Source organism: Yoonia vestfoldensis (assembly GCF_002158905.1).
In the GTDB taxonomy this organism is placed as follows: Bacteria; Pseudomonadota; Alphaproteobacteria; order Rhodobacterales; family Rhodobacteraceae; genus Yoonia; species Yoonia vestfoldensis_B.
In genome coordinates, this window is the sequence record NZ_CP021431.1 from 1741918 (window position 1) to 1760945 (window position 19028).

Consider the following 19028-nt stretch of genomic DNA (forward strand, 5'->3'; position numbering starts at 1 on the left):
GGTTTTTTATTGGGTGGGGCAAGCGTGCATGGCGGCGACCTGCGGGCAATCAAAGGCCGGATGTTAAGCCATGCCAAACCTGTCCCCCTTAGGTCCATTGCCCCGGATCGGTTGTGTCTGTTCCGCCGGTCAGCTAGCCATGCGCAAGCAGCGACGACGCGTCAATTTGAAATGGATGTGGTGATCATGACCGTTCTTGTGCAAGTCATAAATCTGGACAGATCACCCGAAAGACTGCGTGCAATCGGGGCTGATCTTGCGCTGGCGGGTTTGGAATGGACGCGCCTGCCTGCGATTGAGCCTGATAAAGACTACGCGACGACACTGCCCAGCTACCAGCGCGCCCGCGCCCATTATCTTTTCGGGCGCGATCTGACCCGTGGCGAAGTGGGCTGTTTTGCAAGTCATCTCATGGCGCTGCGCGCATTGGTGAACAGCGGGTATGAAACTGGCCTGATCCTCGAAGATGACGCGCAACCTGATCAAGACATGGGCCAGACCATGACCGATATCGCCACCGCATTGGCCAGCACGTCACCCAATTGGGCCTGTGTCAATCTAAGCTATACAACCCGCCTGCGACGTCGTGCGATCGCATCCGTTGCCAGCAACACTTTGTACAGAGCCTATCAATTTCCTTTGCTGACATCCGCCCTGCTGTGGCGCAGAGATCATGCAAAATCATTTGTCGATTGGTGCGACGACACCGGCATTTATGCGCCCTGCGACAATCAGCTCCGCGATTGGATCGCGCTTGGAAACATTGGCATTTCATGTGAATATCCGCCGGTAGGCTTGCGTGCATTTGCCTCGACAATCGCAGACCGGCCTGCCGCGTCATCCTCCCGCACCGGTAGGTTTGGGGGCAGCAAATTATCTGTGCATGAACTGCGGCAAAAGCTGCCTTTGTATTGGCGCAGCGGGATTGCCTATCTGACCAGGGCGTGAAACCACCCTGTCCCTGCCTTTGCGGGCCTGCGATGCGATGATGGCAGCGCGGCTGGTCAGGGCGGCGAAAGACTTTTGTCAAAAGTCTTTCTCTACACAACAAAAATATTCGTCGAATATTTTTGTCCCGCCCCCGTGGCATGAAAAAGGCGCGCAAGAACATTGCGCGCCTTGATCTTGTCGCGGTGTTGCGCGTTTATTTGCGCGCGTCGCCGATCAGCTTCCACAGGCCGGGCACCAGCAAGGCGGCCAGACCCAGTTTCAGCGCATCGCCCAGCAGGAACGGTGTCAGGCCCCAGGCCAGGATCGGTGCGTCCAATCCGTAAAGCACTGTCAGCCAGGCCAGGCCGGGCACATAGATCAGCACATTGCCCGCCAGCATCGCCAGCGCCATCAGCACGACCGACCGGTCCCAGCCCGCGCGTGCCGCATAGCCCAGTGCCAGCGTCGCCAGCACATAGCCGACCAGATAGCCGCCGGTGCTGCCCATCATATAGCTGATGCCGTTCAGGTCAGCGGTCGAGCTTTGGAACACGTCAAAGCCCAGCATCCCCACGATCATCCAGCCGAGAATCGTCGCCAGCCCCAGACGCGGGCCATAGGCCGCACCGATGGTCAGCACGGCGAATGTGCCCATGCTGATCGCGACGGGGCTGCCGGGAACCGGCACTTTGATCTTGGCCATGACCGCCAGCAGGACGATGCCGAAAACGACCATCAGCGCCTGTTTGACGCGCAGCGCGCTGCCTTCGCTTGGGCCGAAAACCTCGGTCATGACGGATTTATTGAGTGCGAGGGCCATGTGCCGCTCTCCCCTGTTTGTGATTACCTGCGTGATTTATTGCCGATGCCGCGTCGCAGCGCAAGCAAAGCCTGTAGGGTGCGCTTCAGCGCACCCCCCCGCGATACTCTGTAACGGACGTATAATCCTTGCGCGGCCCCGTCACATCCCATGTCGCGCGCCAATCCGGCCAGCGGGTAAAATCGTAAACAACGGTATAATGATCGTCTCCGCAGGGATGATCCGTCCCCGCCACCTGCCCCGCTGGCGCAAAGCTGTGAAAATCGCGCCCGTCGGCGAACCGGACGATGACCAGCCCGCCCTCAAAATCCCATAGATAGCGGCGCACCGCCTGCATCACCGGCGCCGCGCCAATCCGCATCTGCCCGCTTTCGGTATAGATCAGCCCTGCCTCACCCACGGGCTGCAACTCCGCGACACCGGTGAAATCGCCCTGCATTGCCCCAAGCCGGTCGTCGATCCGGCGCAGAACCTGCCAGCGCCCTGCAAAATCATCCCGTCCCAACACCGTATCTGTCCCGTTCTTGGCTTGAGGCTTGGCCCCGTCCCTCTTATGACGCAAAGGCAACCCGCTGCCCAGACCAACGAAAAGGTGCCCGCCATGATCCCACGTTATTCCCGCCCCGACATGACCGCCATCTGGGAGCCTGCCACCAAGTTCCGCATCTGGTACGAGATCGAGGCCCATGCCTGCGACGCCCAGGCCGCCATCGGCGTGATCCCCGCGGAAAATGCCGCCGCCGTCTGGAAAGCCAAGGATGCCACATTCGATGTCGCCCGCATTGATGAAATCGAGGCTGTCACCAAACATGACGTCATCGCCTTTCTGACCCATCTGGCGGAAATCATCGGCCAGGATACCGCGCGTTTCGTGCATCAGGGGATGACATCATCGGATGTGCTGGACACGACTTTCAACATCCAGCTGGTGCGCGCCACGGACCTGCTGCTGGCAGGCATGGACCGGCTGCTGGCCGCGCTGAAAACCCGCGCGCTGGAACATAAAGACACGGTGCGCATCGGGCGCAGCCACGGCATCCATGCCGAACCCACGACAATGGGTCTGACCTTTGCGCGTTTCTATGCCGAAATGGACCGGGGCCGCGCGCGGCTGGTCAATGCGCGCGCTGAAATCGCGACCGGTGCGATTTCGGGCGCTGTCGGCACTTTCGCCAATATCGACCCCTCGGTCGAGGACCATGTCTGCGCCCAGCTTGGCCTGACGCCAGAGCCGATCAGCACCCAGGTCATCCCGCGCGACCGGCATGCGATGTTTTTTGCCACCCTTGGCGTCATCGCCTCCAGCATCGAAAATATCGCGATTGAAATCCGCCATATGCAGCGCACCGAAGTGCTGGAGGCCGAGGAGTTTTTCTCTGCTGGCCAAAAAGGCAGTTCCGCCATGCCGCATAAACGCAACCCCGTGCTGACCGAAAACCTGACCGGGCTGGCGCGGCTGGTGCGGATGTCGGTGATCCCGGCGATGGAAAACGTGGCGCTTTGGCATGAACGCGATATCAGCCATTCGTCCGTGGAACGCGCCATCGGGCCGGATACGACGATCACGCTGGATTTCGCGCTGCACCGCCTGGCCGGGGTCGTGGAAAAGCTGGTGATCTATCCGGCCAATATGATGGCCAATATGAACAAATTCCGCGGTCTGGTCATGTCACAGCGCGTGCTGCTGGCGCTGACCCAGGCGGGCGTGAACCGCGAGGATGCCTACCGCCTTGTGCAGCGCAATGCGATGCGGGTCTGGGAACAGGGCGCGGATTTCAAAACCGAACTGCTGGCCGATAAAGAGGTGCTGGCCGCGCTGACGCCTGCCGAGATCGAAGAGAAATTCGACCTTGGCTATCATCTCAAACATGTCGATACGATCTTTGCCCGCGTCTTTGGCGCGCAATAACGCATCAGCGCGCGCCGCTTACAGCTGCGGGGTCGCAGGCTTGCGCGGGATTGCAGGCATGCGCATCGCCACATAGCGGCGCGCATCATGCAGGTTGATATAGGATTCCCCCATGATCCGGGCGGGAAACCCCAGCTGGCGCAGGGTCCGCGCAAAAACCGGCGGGCAAAGCGCGATGATTTCACTGGCGCCATGGGCGCGGGCCTGCGCCACCACACCGTCCAGCACCAGTGACAGGCACCGGGCGCGGTCGGCCTGGGTGGTGACCGTGTCGGAAATCACGACGCGGGTCGCCTCCCAGACCATGGGGGTGACCTCTGCGCGTGGCAGGATATCGGCGGGGATCCCGATCAATTTGCCATCAACCGCATCGCGCAACATATAGGTATGCGTGCCCCATTGCGCCGTGGTCGCCATCGCCCGCATGCCGCCGATGACCTTGCCCGCTTGCAGGACCAGTGAATAATAGGCCTTGGGATTGTCATATTGGTCCATTTCGACCTGATCATCATGCGGGATATCCCAGCCCAGCTGATCGACGAAAAACCGTTTGCGCAGCGCCAGGAATTCGAAAAAAGCCGGACCATGGCGGTGCAGATCCAAAAGATTGAAGGTGATATTGTCCATATCCGTCCCCTGAGCATGAAATCGACAGCCACGATCCGCGACAACCGAAGGTATCGTGACGGTGCCTCAAATTACGCTTTAATTGTAATTGATAAATCGAAAACTTGGGGAAAGCGGCTAAATCAGCCCATATTGGCTGGCCAAGGCGGCGGCCTGCGGGCCGGTTTTTGCGCCCAGCTTCAGCTTGGCGTTTTTCAGCCGCTGTTTGACGGCGCCTTCGGTGACCTTGAGGTGAAAGGCGATTTCTTTCAACCGCTGGCCTTCCTTGATCATGCGTAATGCCTCGATCTCGGCCTTGGTCAGATTCGTGGGCGGCGCGGTTTCGGTATGGCGCCGGGTCAGATAGACCTGCAGCAATTTCGCCTCTAGCGCGGTGAACTCGCGGTCAGACCGGGCAAAAGACGCGAAAGAGCGTTGCTGATCCTTGCTGCTGTCAAAGACCGAAACGGTCAGGCCATAGCGCATCCCAAAGGACCGCGCCTGCGCCAGAACACGTTTGGGATCATCCAGTTCAATCTCGCTCCAGCGGATGCTGCCGACATTGCCATAGGCCCATCGGATCGTCGGATCATAAAGCATAAACCGCTGTTTTGTATAATGATCCACCCAATCATCGGACAGCGCATTGGTTTCTTCCACCGGAAAGGCAAAGCCGATGCGCAGGGCGATGTAATAGCCCGCCGGGGCAAGCTGCCCGATCTCGGCCTGGCCGATCAATACAGACATCCGCCCCCCTCGCGTGCCCTGCCGATAAGAAAACTCTTGTTGCTGCGCATTGCATCACACTAGACTGGTCATCGTGCATACTGCACAGTCAAAAATAACAAAATATAAAAATACTACAAACTGACATGGCAACCGTAAAGCGAGCGTTCCGTGCCTATTAGACAATTACAGATTACCAATATTTTGGAACGTTTCAATGGCTTTGTTGCACAAACCCGCTTGGGGACGTGTTTCCCCTGACCCCGGACGGATTTAGCCTACGGCGACCGTACGCGGTATGCCAAGAGCTGTGAAGCCGTTTAGGATCGCGGCACGGATCTGGATCTCTGCAACCTGGCGATCGAAGTCCCGCGCCGAGAGGCGCTGACCGAGTAGCTTTACACAATGCATTTTTGTCTCAACGCGGCTCCGGCGGTGATATCCAGTCAGGTTTCGCCACAAAGCACGACCCAGATACTTTGAGGATCGCACTGCTTCGTTACGCGCTTTCGCTCCTGCTGTGTCAGGTTTCCACATCTTGGCGTTCTTGCGCGGGGGTATGACGGCGTGCGCATTGCGTGCCGCAATCGCATCATGGCATTTGCGTGTATCATATGCTCCGTCCGCCGTGACGCTGCCAAGCTCCTGATCAGGTGGGATCTGGCTGAGCAAGTCTGGCAGCATCGGGGCGTCCCCAATGCTGCTACTCGTCACCTCGATCGCGCGGATCTCCAGCGTTTCCTCATCGACCCCAATGTGGATCTTGCGCCACAAGCGGCGCTTTGGACCGCCATGCTTGCGGGCATTCCACTCTCCTTCGCCTTCAGCCTTAATGCCTGTGCTGTCGACAAGCAGGTGAAGTGGTCCTGCTGATCCCTTGTAAGGGATGGCGACGGACAACGTCTTCTGACGCCGACACAGGGTACTGAAGTCCGGCACCGACCAGTCCAGCTCAACCCGTTTCAGCAAGCTCTCCACAAACCCGGTCGTCTGCCGCAAGGGCAAGCCGAATAGTACCTTGAGGGTCAAACAGGCTTGGATGGCTGCATCGCTGTAGGTTTTCTGACGCCCACGGCGTCCAGAGGCCTCTGCTTCCCATGACATCTCTGGATCAAACCAGATCGACAGCGATCCCCGCTGCTTAAGTGAATGATTGTACTCTGCCCAGTTCCGGGTCTTGTACGTAGTCGGTGTCCAGCTGCTCATCGCAACCCGCTACCACGCTGGATTCACACAGTGAATCCCCTCATGATGGGATTTGTGCAACAAAGCCCGTTTCAATAGTCTCGTTCCAGATGGATATGCAATTGGTCTTAATATCGCGTATACGACACCGCGTTTCATGTTTCAGACTTATCCCAAAGTCTGGCTGGATTATTATTCACGCAATGGGCTGCTGATGTTGGACCCCATGGTTTCATGGGGTTTTGAACATGCAGGCACGGCGCGCTGGTCGGAATTGGATGATCCCGCCGGTGTCATGAAAAAGGCCGCTGAATTCGGGCTGACCCATGGCGCGGTGGTTGTCGCTTTATCCGATAGTGACCGCAGCATTTGCGGTTTTGCCAAAGCCTCTGGCGAATTCACCGATTCCGAAATCGCCGAATTGGCCGAGAATGTCACCACCTTGCACAACCTGACCGCCGATCTGTTGCGGCTGGAACCCGAAACGGTGGAACAGCTGCGCAAAATGTCGATCATGGTCACCCATCCCGACTCCTGACCCGAATCCTGACCCGGTCAGTAGCAAAGTCTTTACCCATCACCGCTAGGGTGCGGGCATGAGCTTTATGTCCGATATCCATACCGCCGCGGCGCTGACACGCCGGCGCAAGGCCGCGATCGTGGTGCAGATGCTGATCGCCGATGGCGGCAGCATGCCGCTGGCCGATCTGCCCGAACATCTGCAGGAATTGCTGACCGGCGAAATGGCCAGTTTGCGGCGGCTGGACCGGGTCACGATGGATGCGGTGGCCGATGAATTCGCATCCGAACTGGACGCCATGGGGATGGCCGCCCCCGGCAGCCGCGACAATGCCATCGCGGCGCTGGCCGATCATCTTAGCCCGACATTGGCCAGCCGCTTGCAGGCGCAGATGGACAGCTTGCGCAATGGCGATCATTGGCCGCTGGTGGCCGATCTGGCGGTGCCGGTGCTGGCGCGGATCATGCAATCGGAAAGCATCGAAATCTGCGCCGTGGCCCTGTCGAAACTGCCCGTGACCAAGGCGGCCGAGGTGCTGGCAAAAACCCCCGGCGACCGGGCGCGCCGGATCACCTATGCGATGTCGATGACCGGGGATGTGACCCCCGATGTGGTGCGCCGCATCGGCTATGCGCTGGCGCAGGATTATGGCCAGACCCCCGCCACCGCCTTTGACAAGGCCCCGGTGCAGCGGCTGGGCGCGATCCTCAATTCCGCGACCACCGACACGCGCGAAGACATGCTCGAAGGGCTGGGCGCAAAAGATCCGGTCTTTGCCAGCGATGTGCGCAAGGCGATCTTTACCTTCAAGGATATCGCGCCACGGATCAAGGAAACCGATATTCCCACCTGTATCCGCGCGGTGGATGCGCCGGTCTTGTCCACGGCGATTGCCGCGGCTCTGGCCGGTGATGCCGCCGTCGTGGCCTCGGCGGAATATGTGCTGGCCAATCTGTCGCAGCGCATGGCCGCCCAGATCCGCGAAGATGCCGCCGAACGCGGCCCGATCAAAAAGGCCGAAGCAGAGGCTGCGATGGCCGCGATCACCACCGCCGTGCGCGAATTGGCCGATGGCGGGCTGATCGTGATGCGCGACCCCGACGCCGAGGAATGATCCGGTAAGGTGGGTCATGACCCACCCTCCCCCGCCCCCGACAGCCAGATCGCTTTATCGCGTGGACAGCGCGGCGCGATCCGCTTAATCCTTAAGCATGACAGAGGATGAATGCATCATTGATCGCCGCGGGCCTGATCTTTGCGGTCCTGCGCCGCTTGGGTGCAGACAGCGGCCACAGGCTGCTGCCCGCTCTGGCCCCCGCTGTGCCGCCCGCTCTGCTGATACCTGCCATGGCTAGGCGCGCTGCAAGATGCACCATGCAGGCTGCCATGGCGGCTGCATGGCCCAGCCCACCGCCCAGCCCCCCGGCGATCCGTGCCACGGGGGCCGCAGCTGCCCCATGCGCCTGCCAGCGGCCCCTGAGCGCGCGCGCCCCTGCCCCGGCAGCGCTGTCTTTGTGACCATGATGCCCGACCAGATCACCGGCAGCCTGGCCGACCGTGCCGCTGACATTGCCCTGCGCGGCCTGATCGGCAGCGCGCGCCGCCTGCCCTATGGCGCGCGTGTCCGGCTGATGGGGGCGGCGCTGGCGCGCGGGATCGCGCCGCTGGCTGGCTATCGTCGCAGGGCCGAGACCCATCTGGCGCTGATCTATCCCGCGATGCCCCCAGCCGAGCGTCGCCGCCTCGCGCATGCCTGTTGCGACAATTTCGGCCGCACCCTGATCGAGAATTATTCCTGGCGCGATTTCGCGGCGCATCTGTCAGACACGCGGCCCAGCGGCCCCGGCGTCGCAGCGCTGGCACAGGCCGCCGCCGACAAACGCCCGGTGATCTTTGCCACCGGCCATTTCGGCAATCACGAGGCCCCGCGCCAGGTGCTGACCCGGCTGGGCTATGATATCGGCGGGCTTTATCGGCCGATGCAGAACGCCTTTTTCAATGCGCATTATGCGCGCACGATGACATCCTGGGGCGGGCCGGTCTTTGCACAGGGCCGTCAGGGCACGATGGGATTCGTGCGCCACCTGCGCGGCGGGGGCATGGGGACCTTGCTGTTCGATGTCGCCGCCAACGGCCCCGCGATCCCGTTTCTGGGCCAGCCTGCGCATACCGCCACATCCATCGCCGATATCGCGCGGCGCACCGATGCGCTGGTCATCCCCTATTACGGTCTGCGCCAGCCTGACGGGCTGTCCTTTGCGATCGTGCTGGATGCGCCAATCGAGACCGGCCCGCCGCTGGCCATGATGCGGGCGCTGACCGCGTCACTGGAACGCCAGATCGCGGCCAACCCGGCGCAATGGTTCTGGGTGCACCGGCGCTGGAAGCCGCGCGCCGCTGCCTAGCGCAGCCGCGCCGCCCCCATGATCGGGCCATAACCGGCCTGCTGGATGATGGCGACCACGGCCTCGGGGCCTGCGGCCTGCACCTGCAACGCCAAGGGCGTCGCCCCGTCCCATTGCCCCAGCACCACCCAGGATGTGACGATATTGGCGTAATCCACCGTATTGCCCGCATTTTCACCATTGCGGATCGCCACTGTCTGCAGCGGCATATAGCGGATCATCTGCACGTCATAGATCCCCGGCACGCCCGGCCCCGCGTCAAGCGTGACCATCTCTCCTGCCCGGGCCAGACGCAGATCGAACGGATAGGGCTGGCTGGCATGGGCCTGCACTGCATCCATCACCTGCATCGGCCGCGATCCGACGATATGGTCGGTCCCGCCCACGATCATCTGCGGCGTATAGATCATCTTGGCCTCGGCCGCGCGGGCATAGGCCTGTTGGCGCGCGGTATGTTCAGGCTTGCCGAACAGATCGACCCAGCCCAGGTAATCCCAGTAATCCACATGCAGCGCCAGCGCGATCACATCGTCACGCGGGGCCAATTCGCGCAGGATGTCATCGGCGGGCGGGCAGGATGAACAGCCCTGCGAGGTGTAAAGCTCGACCACCACCAGCGCCCCGTCCTGCGTGCCCTCCTGAGAGACCCCCTGCGTTGCCCCCTGTGTTGCCAAGACCGCACAGGTCCCAAGAGCTGCTAAAAACTGGCGCATGTTCCATCCCGCTTGTGGCTGCCAAAGGGGTTTAGGCAAAAACGGGCCGAAATGCCAATCAACCAATTGCGACCGTCCGGCCTGCAATGTTTCACTTTGGACCCCAGAGAACCCCAGAGAACCCCGGAAAAACCGCTTATTGTGTGCAATGGTATACAATTTTTCGCCACACCCCCTTGATCGGCCATCGCGCATGGGGCAAAAGCGCCTCAATAGCCTTGCTTTGCATAAGCCATGAAAGGGATAGCCATGACCGTCACCGTAGGCCTAGATACAGCCAAGACCCGCAAGATTCTGAACGTCGGGGATCAATCCGTCGCCTATTATTCGATCCCCGCGGCACAGGCCGCTGGCTTGGGCGATTTCTCCAAGCTGCCCGCCGCGCTCAAGGTGGTGCTGGAAAACCTGCTGCGGTTCGAGGACGGGGGTTTCTCGGTCTCTGTCGATGATATCAAGGCGTTTTCCGACTGGGCCAAGATGGGCGGCAAGAACCCGCGCGAAATCGCCTATCGCCCGGCCCGCGTGTTGATGCAGGATTTCACCGGCGTGCCCGCCGTGGTCGACCTTGCCGCGATGCGCGACGGGATCAAGGCCCTGGGCGGCGATGCCCAGCAGATCAACCCGCTGAACCCTGTCGATCTGGTCATCGACCATTCGGTGATGATCGACGAATTCGGCAATCCGCGCGCGTTCCAGATGAATGTGGACCGCGAATATGAACGCAACATGGAACGGTATCAGTTCCTGAAATGGGGCCAAAAGGCGTTCCAGAACTTCCGCGTCGTCCCGCCGGGCACCGGCATCTGCCATCAGGTGAACCTTGAATATCTGGCGCAGACGGTCTGGACCGATACCGACCAGAACGGCGAAATGGTGGCCTATCCTGACACGCTGGTCGGCACCGACAGCCACACCACCATGGTCAACGGCCTGGCCGTGCTGGGCTGGGGCGTCGGCGGGATCGAGGCAGAGGCCGCGATGCTGGGCCAGCCTGTATCCATGCTGATCCCCGAAGTTGTCGGATTCGAGCTGACAGGTGCCATGACCGAAGGCACCACCGGCACCGATCTGGTGCTGAAAGTCGTGGAAATGCTGCGCCAATTGGGCGTTGTCGGCAAATTCGTCGAATTCTACGGCGCGGGTCTTGATAACCTGCCCTTGGCCGACCGTGCGACCATCGCGAACATGGCGCCCGAATATGGCGCGACCTGCGGTTTCTTCCCGATCGACAATGAAACCCTACGCTATCTGCGCAACACCGGCCGTGACGAAGACCGCATCGCGCTGGTCGAAGCCTATGCCAAGGAAAACGGGTTCTGGCGTGGCGCGGATTACGCACCCGTGTATACCGAAACCCTGTCGCTCGACATGGGCACCGTTGTGCCTGCGATTTCAGGCCCCAAACGCCCGCAGGACCACATCAATCTGGATGTCGCCGGCAAGGCATTCGGCGATTACGTCAAAGGCGTGCGCGGCGGCGTGACAGCCACCGCCAAGGAAGAAGTCCGCTGGGAAGGTGAAGGCGGCCAGCCAGAGCCCGTCAACATCCCCGGCGACGAAGGCCATCACAGCCGTGGCTATGTCAAAACAGCCGACGGCAGCTATCAGCTGCATGACGGGTCCATCGTGATCGCCTCGATCACCTCCTGCACCAACACATCGAACCCCTATGTGATGATCGGCGCCGGTCTGGTGGCGCGCAAGGCCCGCGCGCTGGGGCTGAACCGCAAACCTTGGGTGAAAACCTCGCTTGCGCCCGGATCGCAGGTCGTCTCTGAATATCTGGAGGCCGCGGGCCTGCAAGAAGATCTGGACGCCATCGGGTTCAACCTTGTGGGCTATGGCTGCACCACCTGTATCGGCAATTCGGGTCCGCTGGACCCTGCGATCAGCAAGGCGATCAATGATTACGACCTGATCGCCACATCGGTCTTGTCGGGCAACCGCAACTTCGAAGGGCGCATTTCGCCCGATGTGCGCGCGAATTATCTGGCCTCGCCGCCGCTGGTGGTGGCCTATGCGCTGGTCGGCGATATGAATGTGAATATCGCCACCGATGTGATCGGGCAGGACAAGGACGGCAATGACGTCTATCTGCGCGATATCTGGCCGACGTCGGCCGAGATCAATGCGCTGGTCGAACGCACCGTGACCCGCGAGGCCTTTATCAAGAAATACGCCGATGTGTTCAAAGGCGATGAGAAATGGCAGGCGGTGGAAACCACCGATAGCGAAACCTATGATTGGCCCGCCGCATCGACCTATGTGCAAAACCCGCCCTATTTCCGTGGCATGTCCAAGGATGCAGGCACGATCCAGAACGTGCATGACGCCAAAGTGCTGGCGGTTCTGGGCGATATGGTCACGACCGACCATATTTCGCCGGCTGGTTCGTTCAAGGACACCACCCCCGCCGGTCAATATCTGATCGCGCGGCAGGTGCCGGTGCGCGAATTCAACTCTTACGGGTCGCGGCGCGGCAACCACGAGGTGATGATGCGCGGCACTTTCGCCAATATCCGCATCAAGAACGAGATGCTGGACGGCGTCGAAGGCGGCTATACCAAAGGCCCCGATGGCGCGCAGACATCCATTTTTGACGCGGCGATGGCGCATCAGGAAAACGGCACGCCTTTGGTGATCTTTGCGGGCGAACAATATGGGGCCGGGTCCAGCCGTGACTGGGCCGCGAAAGGGACTGCGCTTTTGGGCGTCAAGGCCGTGATCGCCGAAAGCTTTGAACGCATCCACCGGTCCAACCTTGTCGGGATGGGCGTGGTGCCGTTCGAATTCACCGGCGGCGAGACCCGCAAGACTTTGGGCCTGACCGGCGGGGAAACCGTCACGATCACCGGCCTGGATGCGGTGAAACCCTTGCAGGACATGGTCGCGCAGATCAGGATGGCGGATGGCACGGTGAAAGAGATCACCGTCAAATGCCGGATCGATACCGCGGTCGAGATTGAATATATCGAAAATGGCGGCGTGTTGCATTATGTGCTGCGCAACCTTGCCAAAGCGGCATAAACGCAAAAGCCCCGGTGGAAACACCGGGGCTTTTTTTTGGGGTTTTGATGGGTGCGCAAGATGGGTGCGCAAGATGCGCACCCATCAATTTTGCCACCGTAGGGTGCGCATTCTGCGCACCCGGTTCACCCACCCATCGCCTTCGCCAATTCCGGCAGGAACCTTTGTTCGTAATCGGACCCAACCAGCGGGCCGATGAACCGGAACAAAACCGTCCCGTCGCCATCCACGATAAAGGTCTCGGGCGGCGCGGTGACCCCCCAATCAATCGCGGACCGGCCGCGCAGATCGAACCCCGTGGCAAAGAACGGATCGTCGTAATCCAACAGATAGCCAGAGGCCTGCGGCTGCTGGTCGCGGAAATTGATCCCCGCGATGCGGTAGCCCTGATCCTGCAAGGCCAGCAGGTTGGGATGTTCGGCGCGACAGGGCGGGCACCAGCTGGCCCAGAAATTGACAATCGTCACCTCGCCCCCGCGCAGATCGGCATCGGTCAGCTGCGTGGTGCCCTGCACCGCCTCGATTGGCACCGGAGGCGCCTGCCGGCCAACAAAGGTCGAGGGCAATTCATCGGGATTGTCGCGCAGGATCCCCGCAAGAAACAAGCCCGCAAAAGCCGCAAAGACCACCGGCGGCAAGATCATCAGGACCGAGACTTTAGCCATTCTTTTCCACCTCGTCCAAGGCGGCGCGCATCCGTGCATAGCGCCGCCAGCTGACCCCGACGATCGCCAGCAGCAGCACGATACTGCCCAGATAGGCGGCCGTCACCTCGACAGCATAGCTTCCCAGATCAGGCATCTTGCCCCCTTGCCTGCAACGCCTTGATCCGGCGCGCGCGAATTTCGGTGCGGGTGCGCATCAGCACAAGGGCTAGAAACAACAGCACGAATCCCGCGATACAGATCAACAGCGGGTAATAAAACACATCCGCCACGTTCTTTTCCGCATCCAGCGACAAGGACGCCCCCTGATGCAGCCCCTGATTCCAGAAAAACACCGCATAGCGCGACAGGATCGCAAAGATCGACCCCACGATACACAGGATCGCCGTCAGATCGGCGGCGGTATCGGGATCCTCGATCGCTTCCCAAAGCGCGATATAGCCCAGGTAGAACAAGAACAGGATCAGGAATGATGTCAGCCGCGGATCCCAGGCCCACCATGTCCCCCACATCGGCTGTCCCCAGACCGCCCCGGTCCAGAGTGCTATCAGCGTCATCACCACGCCCACGGGCGCTGCGGCACGCGCGGCCAGCGCACTGACATGATGCCGCCGCACCACCCAGATCAGGCTGGCGACCAGCATCATGATCCAGGCGTTGATCGCCATCAGCGCCGATGGGACATGCAGATAGATGATCTTGACCGTCGATCCCTGGCGGAAATCATCGGGGGTGAAAAAGAACCCCCAGACCAGCCCCACGACCAGACAGACCCCCGCCAGACCAAAGGTCCAGGGCAGCACGGGTCTTGTCCAGCTCATAAAAAGCCTTGGATTGGCATATTCCCACATCGACATGGCGATTATCTATCCTTCTGAAACATCTGTCTCAATCCCCGATCACCGCAGATTGATGCGTAACACGGCCGCAGTGGCAAAGGGCAGGATCGCGAAACAGCCCGCCGTGATGCCGCCTTGCAGGATCAGCGCGCCGCTGGCATCCAGCCCTGCCGCGCCGCGCCGCACCGCCTCGGCCCCAAAGATCAGCGTCGGCACATAAAGCGGCAGCACCAGCAGCGACAACAGCAGCCCGCCACGGCGCAAGCCGACCGTCAGCGCCGCGCCAAAGGTGCCGATCATCGACAGCGCCGGCGTGCCGATCAACAAAGACAGCAGCAGATAGCCATAAGCCTCGGGTTGCATCAGCAACAAAAAGCCGAAAAACGGCGCGGCAATCGTCAGCGGCAGGCCGGTCGTGATCCAATGGGCGCTGGCCTTGACCAGCCCTGCGGCCTCTAGCGGCAAGGGCGATGTGGCCAGCAGCGCCAGCGATCCATCCTCATGATCCAGCGCGAAAATCCGGTCCAGTGACAGCAGCGCCGCCAGCAGCGCCCCGATCCACAAAATACCGGGCGCGATGGGGCGCAAAACCGCGCGTTCGGGGCCGACACCGAACGGCACCAGCACCACGACGATCAGGAAAAACGCAAGGCCAAGGCCAAACCCGCCCCCTGCCCGCAGCGCCAGCCGCAGGTCGCGCTTCAGCAGGGCGATCATAAAAACGCCTCATCCGTGCCGCCGCCGGTGCCGGGGGCGGATTTGAACGGGGTCAGGTCCAGCACGGGCGCATCCAGCCCCAGATCAATATGCGTGGCGATCACCGCGATCCCGCCCTGGCCCAGATGGTCGTCTTGCAGCCAGCGGGCGAACATCGCCACCGATCCTGTGTCCAGCGACACGGTCGGTTCATCCAGAAACAGGATCTTGCGCCCGATCACCGCCAGCCGCGCCAGCCCCAGCCGCCGCTTTTGCCCCGCCGAAAGCGTGCCACCCTGCCGGTGTCGAAAGGGTGCCAGATCAAAGCGGTCCAGCACGGCCAGATCCAGCGGCAGCCCGTAAACCTCGGCCCAGAAGGCCAGGTTTTCGGTGACGGTCAGCGCGGTCTTGATCCCATCGGCATGGCTGGCATAGGCGGCCGATTCCTCTGGCATCTGCACAAACCCGCTGATCGGCGGTTGCAGCCCGGCCAATGTGCGCAGCAAGGTGGTTTTGCCAATGCCGTTCGGCCCGCGCAAGACCAGCGCCTGCCCTGCGGCCAGATCAAAGCTGACATTGCTCAGGACTGCCGCCCCGCCGCGCGCGCAGCCCAAATCGGCGACATGCAACATTCAGACGGGAATCAGGGCAACCGCGACGCGGCGCCCCTCGGACAAAAGCACGTTATAGGTCCGGCAGGCGGCAGGCGAGGCCATGCTTTCAACGCCGATCCCCACCTGTTCCAGCGTGGTACGAAAATCAGCCGGCAGATGCGCGATTTCCGCACCGGTGCCGACAAAGACCACATCGACATCGGCCATCCGGTCGATGATCGCGCCCGTATCGGTGAACCCGCCCCAAGGCGACACGCCGGTCGGGAACACCAGCACCGGCCCCTGCACGACCTTGCCGCCAATGCGGAAAAAGCCGGGGCCATAGCCGTCAATCGGGACGGAATCGTTATATCTGATCTCGTTCAGGCGCATCGGTTTTCCGCCTCAGGTATCAATATGGCCGTATTTGGTGCCCGCTGCGGGGTCTTTCTTGGACCAATCGCGTTTGACGCCCAGCATCAGCACGATGTTCTTGGCGACGTAAAGCGATGAATAGGTCCCCACGATGATGCCCCAGGCAATCGCAAAGACAAAGCCCCGGATCACATCGCCGCCCAAGACCAGCAAGGCGATCAGCGCGATCAGCGTGGTCCCCGATGTCATGATCGTGCGGCTGAGCGTTTCATTGGCCGACAGGTTCAGCACCTCGACCAAGGGCTTGGCCTTGTATTTGCGCAGGTTTTCGCGGGCGCGGTCAAAGACCACCACCGTGTCATTGATCGAATAGCCCACGATGGTCAGCAGCGCCGCGATGATCGCCAGATCGAACCTGATCTGGAACAGCGCGAAAATCCCGATCGTCAGCACCACATCATGGACCAGCGCGGCCACCGCACCCACCGCGAATTGCCATTCGAACCGCAGCCAGATGTAGATCACAATCGCCGTCAACGCGCCCAGCACCGCCATCACCGCCGTGCGGATCAATTCGCCCGATACTTTTGGCCCGACACTTTCGACCGAAGGAAAGCTGATATCGGGGGCAATACCGCGCAGGGCATCCTGGATCTGCGCAATCGTCTGCGGCGAGATGCTTTCGTCGCCATCCTGCGCCTGAATCCGGATCATGGCGACATTCTGGTCATCGTCAAAGGTCGGATCAAAGACCTGCGTGATACTGACATCGCCCAATTCCAGCGGGGTCAGCGCCTCGCGGTAGGCGGCGACATCGACCGCTTGCGCAGAATCCGTGCGGATCGACGTGCCGCCGCGGAAATCGATCCCGAAATTCAGCCCATAGACCAAAAAGACCACCAGCGACAGCGCCACCATCAGCGCCGAGGCCCCGAATGTCACCCAGGCATAGCGGAAAAAGTTGATATTCGTCTGTTCAGGAACCAGCCGCAAACGCATGGGATCACACCTCGATTGTCTTGGGTCGGCGGTAGGCAAACCAGATGGAAATCAGCGACCGGGTGACGAAAATCGCGGTAAAGACCGAGGTGATGATCCCCAGCCCCAGCGTGATCGCGAAACCGCGCACCGGGCCGGACCCCAGCGTGAACAGGATCACCGCCACCATGAACGTGGTGAAATTGCTGTCGGTGATCGCCGATAATGCGCGTTCATAGCCCAGCTCGATGGCGCGGGCGGGGCCTTTGGCGGTTTTCATCTCTTCGCGGATCCGCTCGAAGACCAGCACATTGGCATCCACCGCCATGCCCACCGTCAGCACGATCCCCGCGATGCCGGGCAGGGTCAGCGTGGCCCCGACCAGCGACAAGATGCCAAAGATCAGGCCCAGGTTGATCGCCAGCGCGATATTGGCAAACCAGCCGAACAGCCCATAGCTTAGCCCCATGAAGATGACGACCAGCAGCCCGCCGACCATCGCGGCCAGACGGCCTGCATCAATGGAATCCTGCCCCAATTCGGGGCCGATGGTGCGTTCTTCCAGAAAGGTCAGTTCCGCAGGCAAGGCCCCCGCACGCAGCAGGACGGCCAGATTGGTGGCCTCTTCGGTGGTGAAATTGCCGGTGATGATGCCCGACCCGCCCGGAATATGGCTTTGGATCGTGGGGGCAGAGATCACCTCATTGTCCAGCACGATCGCAAAGGGCGATCCGATATTGGCCAAAGTGTAATCGCCGAAAATCCGCGCCGCCGATGTGTTGAACCGAAAGCCCACCGCGGGCCGGCTGTTCTGGTCGAAATCCAGCTGCGCATTTTCCAGCTGCTCGCCGGTGACGACAGGGCGGCGTTCAAGGATATAGAACAGCCCCGGTTCATCCAGCGATGGCACAAGGAAATTGCCGGTGCCGGGGGATTCGTTGGCATTGCTGGTGCGCGCCACGACAGGGTTGAATGTCAGCTGCGCGGTGGTGCCCAGCAGATCCTTGATTTCCTGTGCAGACCCGACACCGGGCACCTGCACCAGCACGCGTTCGGCGCCTTGGCGCTGGATCGTGGGTTCGCGGGTGCCGACCTCGTCGATGCGGCGGCGGATGATTTCCAGCGTTTGCAGCATCGTGCGTTCGTTCATGGCGGACATTTCCGCCTCGCTGATGGTGATGGTCAGCAAGGTGCCGTTGATGCGCACATCAATATTAGACGCCGCAGCCCCGGTGAAAGACGTCACCGGACGGCCCAGCCCGCGCACCAGTTCAAAGGCGCGATTGGCCCCTGCGGCATCGGAAATCCGCACCCGCAATTCATTGGCCGGGCCTTCCTCGCGCGTCACGAAGCCCACGACATTGCGTTCCGCCGCCAGCACGTCACGCACCTGCGGCCAGAACCCTTCGAGGAAAGCGGCATGCACATCCTGCACCGCAACCTCGACCAGCAGATGCGCGCCGCCGCGCAGATCCAGCCCCAGATTGACCAGATTGGACGGCAGGAATGACGGCCAGAGACCGGCATCCTGTTCCAGCGCGGCATTGCTTTGCCCCGATGCGATCAGCGCGCGCGCGTCATTCGACTGCTCGACGCGGCTATAAAACCCGTTTGGCAGCGCCAGCATCAGACCAACCACGACGGTCAGCCAGATCATGATCTGCTTGGGATAAGAGATAGACAGCATCTGGCGGCCTTTTCGGCATTGTTAGGTTTTGGTCGGCTCGGTCTTGTTCATCACCGAGACGATGGTCGGCTTCATGACGCGGACGATCACGCCAGAGGCGATCTCGACATCGACCTCGCCCACCTCGTCCTTGACCTTGGCGATCTTGCCCACGACACCGCCCTGGGTGACAACCTGATCGCCACGGCGCAGCGCGGCCAGCATGGCGGTATGTTCTTTTACCCGCTTTTGCTGAGGCCGGATCAGCAGGAAATACATGATCCCGAAGATCAACAGCAACATAATCAGATCGGCAGCTCTCATTTTCCATCCCTTGTGTTGGTGCGGGCCGTCCGGCCCGTTGGTCGCCAGAAC

General features: G+C 61.1%; 21 protein-coding genes. 6 read left to right on the forward strand and 15 right to left on the reverse strand.

What is annotated here, in order from left to right; genetic code table 11:
* Nucleotides 1-186 precede the first annotated feature (186 nt).
* Nucleotides 187-948, forward strand: coding sequence for a glycosyltransferase family 25 protein (locus LOKVESSMR4R_RS08600; protein WP_157898175.1), 762 nt, complete (start codon nt 187-189; stop codon nt 946-948).
* Between the two features lie 196 nt (nt 949-1144).
* Here the strand turns inward: LOKVESSMR4R_RS08600 and LOKVESSMR4R_RS08605 are convergent, their stop codons facing one another.
* Nucleotides 1145-1750: a biotin transporter BioY gene (locus LOKVESSMR4R_RS08605; RefSeq protein WP_087207522.1), complete on the reverse strand. Its 606-nt coding sequence runs from the start codon at nt 1748-1750 to the stop codon at nt 1145-1147.
* A gap of 85 nt (nt 1751-1835) precedes the next feature.
* The gene (locus LOKVESSMR4R_RS08610) at nt 1836-2258 is read right to left on the reverse strand and encodes a DUF6314 family protein (RefSeq protein WP_237331941.1); all 423 of its coding nucleotides are present in this window, start codon (nt 2256-2258) and stop codon (nt 1836-1838) included.
* Between the two features lie 93 nt (nt 2259-2351).
* Here LOKVESSMR4R_RS08610 and purB point away from each other — a divergent pair, with 93 nt between their 5' ends.
* Entirely contained in the window at nt 2352-3659 is a 1308-nt protein-coding gene (gene purB, locus LOKVESSMR4R_RS08615) for an adenylosuccinate lyase (RefSeq protein ID WP_087212894.1), read from the forward strand.
* Between the two features lie 18 nt (nt 3660-3677).
* On the opposite strand, the gene LOKVESSMR4R_RS08620 is transcribed toward purB, so the two are convergent.
* The 3 genes from LOKVESSMR4R_RS08620 to LOKVESSMR4R_RS08630 form a co-directional block, all read right to left on the reverse strand.
* On the reverse strand, nt 3678-4286 hold the full coding sequence (locus LOKVESSMR4R_RS08620; protein ID WP_087207526.1) for an acyl-homoserine-lactone synthase: 609 nt from the start codon (nt 4284-4286) through the stop codon (nt 3678-3680).
* Between the two features lie 117 nt (nt 4287-4403).
* Nucleotides 4404-5012, reverse strand: a complete 609-nt coding sequence (locus tag LOKVESSMR4R_RS08625; RefSeq protein ID WP_087207528.1) for a helix-turn-helix transcriptional regulator — start codon at nt 5010-5012, stop codon at nt 4404-4406.
* Nucleotides 5013-5264: 252 nt separating this feature from the next.
* Nucleotides 5265-6197 (reverse strand): IS5 family transposase, encoded by a 933-nt coding sequence (locus tag LOKVESSMR4R_RS08630; protein ID WP_087207531.1) that lies wholly within the window; start codon nt 6195-6197, stop codon nt 5265-5267.
* Nucleotides 6198-6333: 136 nt separating this feature from the next.
* Between LOKVESSMR4R_RS08630 and LOKVESSMR4R_RS08635 the strand changes: the two genes are divergently transcribed.
* The 3 genes from LOKVESSMR4R_RS08635 (at nt 6334) to LOKVESSMR4R_RS08650 (ending at nt 9101) form a co-directional block, all read left to right on the forward strand.
* The gene (locus tag LOKVESSMR4R_RS08635) at nt 6334-6714 is read left to right on the forward strand and encodes an autoinducer binding domain-containing protein (protein WP_087207534.1); all 381 of its coding nucleotides are present in this window, start codon (nt 6334-6336) and stop codon (nt 6712-6714) included.
* Nucleotides 6715-6772: 58 nt separating this feature from the next.
* Entirely contained in the window at nt 6773-7810 is a 1038-nt protein-coding gene (locus LOKVESSMR4R_RS08640; RefSeq protein WP_087207536.1) for a FliG C-terminal domain-containing protein, read from the forward strand.
* Between the two features lie 406 nt (nt 7811-8216).
* Complete coding sequence (locus tag LOKVESSMR4R_RS08650; RefSeq protein ID WP_420645911.1) at nt 8217-9101, forward strand: lysophospholipid acyltransferase family protein; 885 nt, start codon at nt 8217-8219, stop codon at nt 9099-9101.
* Here LOKVESSMR4R_RS08650 and LOKVESSMR4R_RS08655 read toward each other — a convergent pair.
* Nucleotides 9098-9814 carry a DUF1223 domain-containing protein gene (locus LOKVESSMR4R_RS08655; protein ID WP_087207541.1) on the reverse strand — a complete coding sequence of 239 codons (717 nt, stop codon included), beginning with the start codon at nt 9812-9814 and terminating at the stop codon, nt 9098-9100. The two genes, LOKVESSMR4R_RS08650 and LOKVESSMR4R_RS08655, sit on opposite strands and share 4 nt — an antisense overlap.
* A 249-nt stretch (nt 9815-10063) precedes the next feature.
* Here LOKVESSMR4R_RS08655 and acnA point away from each other — a divergent pair, with 249 nt between their 5' ends.
* Nucleotides 10064-12841 (forward strand): aconitate hydratase AcnA, encoded by a 2778-nt coding sequence (acnA, locus tag LOKVESSMR4R_RS08660; protein ID WP_087207543.1) that lies wholly within the window; start codon nt 10064-10066, stop codon nt 12839-12841.
* Between the two features lie 125 nt (nt 12842-12966).
* Here acnA and LOKVESSMR4R_RS08665 read toward each other — a convergent pair whose 3' ends face one another.
* The 9 genes from LOKVESSMR4R_RS08665 to yajC are packed head-to-tail and all read right to left on the reverse strand — an operon-like array spanning nt 12967 to nt 18977.
* Nucleotides 12967-13506 (reverse strand): DsbE family thiol:disulfide interchange protein, encoded by a 540-nt coding sequence (locus LOKVESSMR4R_RS08665; protein WP_087207545.1) that lies wholly within the window; start codon nt 13504-13506, stop codon nt 12967-12969.
* Complete coding sequence (locus LOKVESSMR4R_RS08670; RefSeq protein WP_087207546.1) at nt 13499-13642, reverse strand: heme exporter protein CcmD; 144 nt, start codon at nt 13640-13642, stop codon at nt 13499-13501. The genes LOKVESSMR4R_RS08665 and LOKVESSMR4R_RS08670 overlap by 8 nt, the downstream gene beginning before the upstream one ends.
* A complete protein-coding gene (locus tag LOKVESSMR4R_RS08675; protein WP_162290725.1) occupies nt 13635-14363 on the reverse strand; it encodes a heme ABC transporter permease in 729 nt (242 codons plus the stop codon). Before LOKVESSMR4R_RS08675 ends, LOKVESSMR4R_RS08670 begins: the two co-directional genes overlap by 8 nt.
* 42 nt (nt 14364-14405) lie before the next feature.
* Nucleotides 14406-15062, reverse strand: coding sequence for a heme exporter protein CcmB (gene ccmB, locus LOKVESSMR4R_RS08680; RefSeq protein ID WP_087207550.1), 657 nt, complete (start codon nt 15060-15062; stop codon nt 14406-14408).
* A complete protein-coding gene (gene ccmA / locus LOKVESSMR4R_RS08685; protein WP_087207553.1) occupies nt 15059-15673 on the reverse strand; it encodes a heme ABC exporter ATP-binding protein CcmA in 615 nt (204 codons plus the stop codon). The genes ccmB and ccmA overlap by 4 nt, the downstream gene beginning before the upstream one ends.
* The gene (locus LOKVESSMR4R_RS08690; RefSeq protein WP_087207556.1) at nt 15674-16027 is read right to left on the reverse strand and encodes an Mth938-like domain-containing protein; all 354 of its coding nucleotides are present in this window, start codon (nt 16025-16027) and stop codon (nt 15674-15676) included.
* A gap of 12 nt (nt 16028-16039) precedes the next feature.
* On the reverse strand, nt 16040-17008 hold the full coding sequence (gene secF, locus LOKVESSMR4R_RS08695) for a protein translocase subunit SecF (protein ID WP_087207559.1): 969 nt from the start codon (nt 17006-17008) through the stop codon (nt 16040-16042).
* A 4-nt stretch (nt 17009-17012) separates the two neighbouring features.
* Entirely contained in the window at nt 17013-18674 is a 1662-nt protein-coding gene (gene secD / locus LOKVESSMR4R_RS08700) for a protein translocase subunit SecD (RefSeq protein WP_087207561.1), read from the reverse strand.
* A gap of 21 nt (nt 18675-18695) precedes the next feature.
* On the reverse strand, nt 18696-18977 hold the full coding sequence (yajC, locus tag LOKVESSMR4R_RS08705; RefSeq protein WP_087207563.1) for a preprotein translocase subunit YajC: 282 nt from the start codon (nt 18975-18977) through the stop codon (nt 18696-18698).
* Nucleotides 18978-19028 lie beyond the last annotated feature (51 nt).

Coding starts and splice junctions, on each gene's coding strand:
- LOKVESSMR4R_RS08600 (WP_157898175.1), top strand. CDS start 187: ATGACCGTTCTTGTGCAAGTCATAAATCTGGACAGATCACCCGAAAGA.
- LOKVESSMR4R_RS08605 (WP_087207522.1), bottom strand. CDS start 1,750: ATGGCCCTCGCACTCAATAAATCCGTCATGACCGAGGTTTTCGGCCCA.
- purB (WP_087212894.1), top strand. CDS start 2,352: ATGATCCCACGTTATTCCCGCCCCGACATGACCGCCATCTGGGAGCCT.
- LOKVESSMR4R_RS08620 (WP_087207526.1), bottom strand. CDS start 4,286: ATGGACAATATCACCTTCAATCTTTTGGATCTGCACCGCCATGGTCCG.
- LOKVESSMR4R_RS08625 (WP_087207528.1), bottom strand. CDS start 5,012: ATGTCTGTATTGATCGGCCAGGCCGAGATCGGGCAGCTTGCCCCGGCG.
- LOKVESSMR4R_RS08630 (WP_087207531.1), bottom strand. CDS start 6,197: ATGAGCAGCTGGACACCGACTACGTACAAGACCCGGAACTGGGCAGAG.
- LOKVESSMR4R_RS08635 (WP_087207534.1), top strand. CDS start 6,334: ATGTTTCAGACTTATCCCAAAGTCTGGCTGGATTATTATTCACGCAAT.
- LOKVESSMR4R_RS08640 (WP_087207536.1), top strand. CDS start 6,773: ATGAGCTTTATGTCCGATATCCATACCGCCGCGGCGCTGACACGCCGG.
- LOKVESSMR4R_RS08650 (WP_420645911.1), top strand. CDS start 8,217: ATGATGCCCGACCAGATCACCGGCAGCCTGGCCGACCGTGCCGCTGAC.
- LOKVESSMR4R_RS08655 (WP_087207541.1), bottom strand. CDS start 9,814: ATGCGCCAGTTTTTAGCAGCTCTTGGGACCTGTGCGGTCTTGGCAACA.
- acnA (WP_087207543.1), top strand. CDS start 10,064: ATGACCGTCACCGTAGGCCTAGATACAGCCAAGACCCGCAAGATTCTG.
- LOKVESSMR4R_RS08665 (WP_087207545.1), bottom strand. CDS start 13,506: ATGGCTAAAGTCTCGGTCCTGATGATCTTGCCGCCGGTGGTCTTTGCG.
- LOKVESSMR4R_RS08670 (WP_087207546.1), bottom strand. CDS start 13,642: ATGCCTGATCTGGGAAGCTATGCTGTCGAGGTGACGGCCGCCTATCTG.
- LOKVESSMR4R_RS08675 (WP_162290725.1), bottom strand. CDS start 14,363: ATGTCGATGTGGGAATATGCCAATCCAAGGCTTTTTATGAGCTGGACA.
- ccmB (WP_087207550.1), bottom strand. CDS start 15,062: ATGATCGCCCTGCTGAAGCGCGACCTGCGGCTGGCGCTGCGGGCAGGG.
- ccmA (WP_087207553.1), bottom strand. CDS start 15,673: ATGTTGCATGTCGCCGATTTGGGCTGCGCGCGCGGCGGGGCGGCAGTC.
- LOKVESSMR4R_RS08690 (WP_087207556.1), bottom strand. CDS start 16,027: ATGCGCCTGAACGAGATCAGATATAACGATTCCGTCCCGATTGACGGC.
- secF (WP_087207559.1), bottom strand. CDS start 17,008: ATGCGTTTGCGGCTGGTTCCTGAACAGACGAATATCAACTTTTTCCGC.
- secD (WP_087207561.1), bottom strand. CDS start 18,674: ATGCTGTCTATCTCTTATCCCAAGCAGATCATGATCTGGCTGACCGTC.
- yajC (WP_087207563.1), bottom strand. CDS start 18,977: ATGAGAGCTGCCGATCTGATTATGTTGCTGTTGATCTTCGGGATCATG.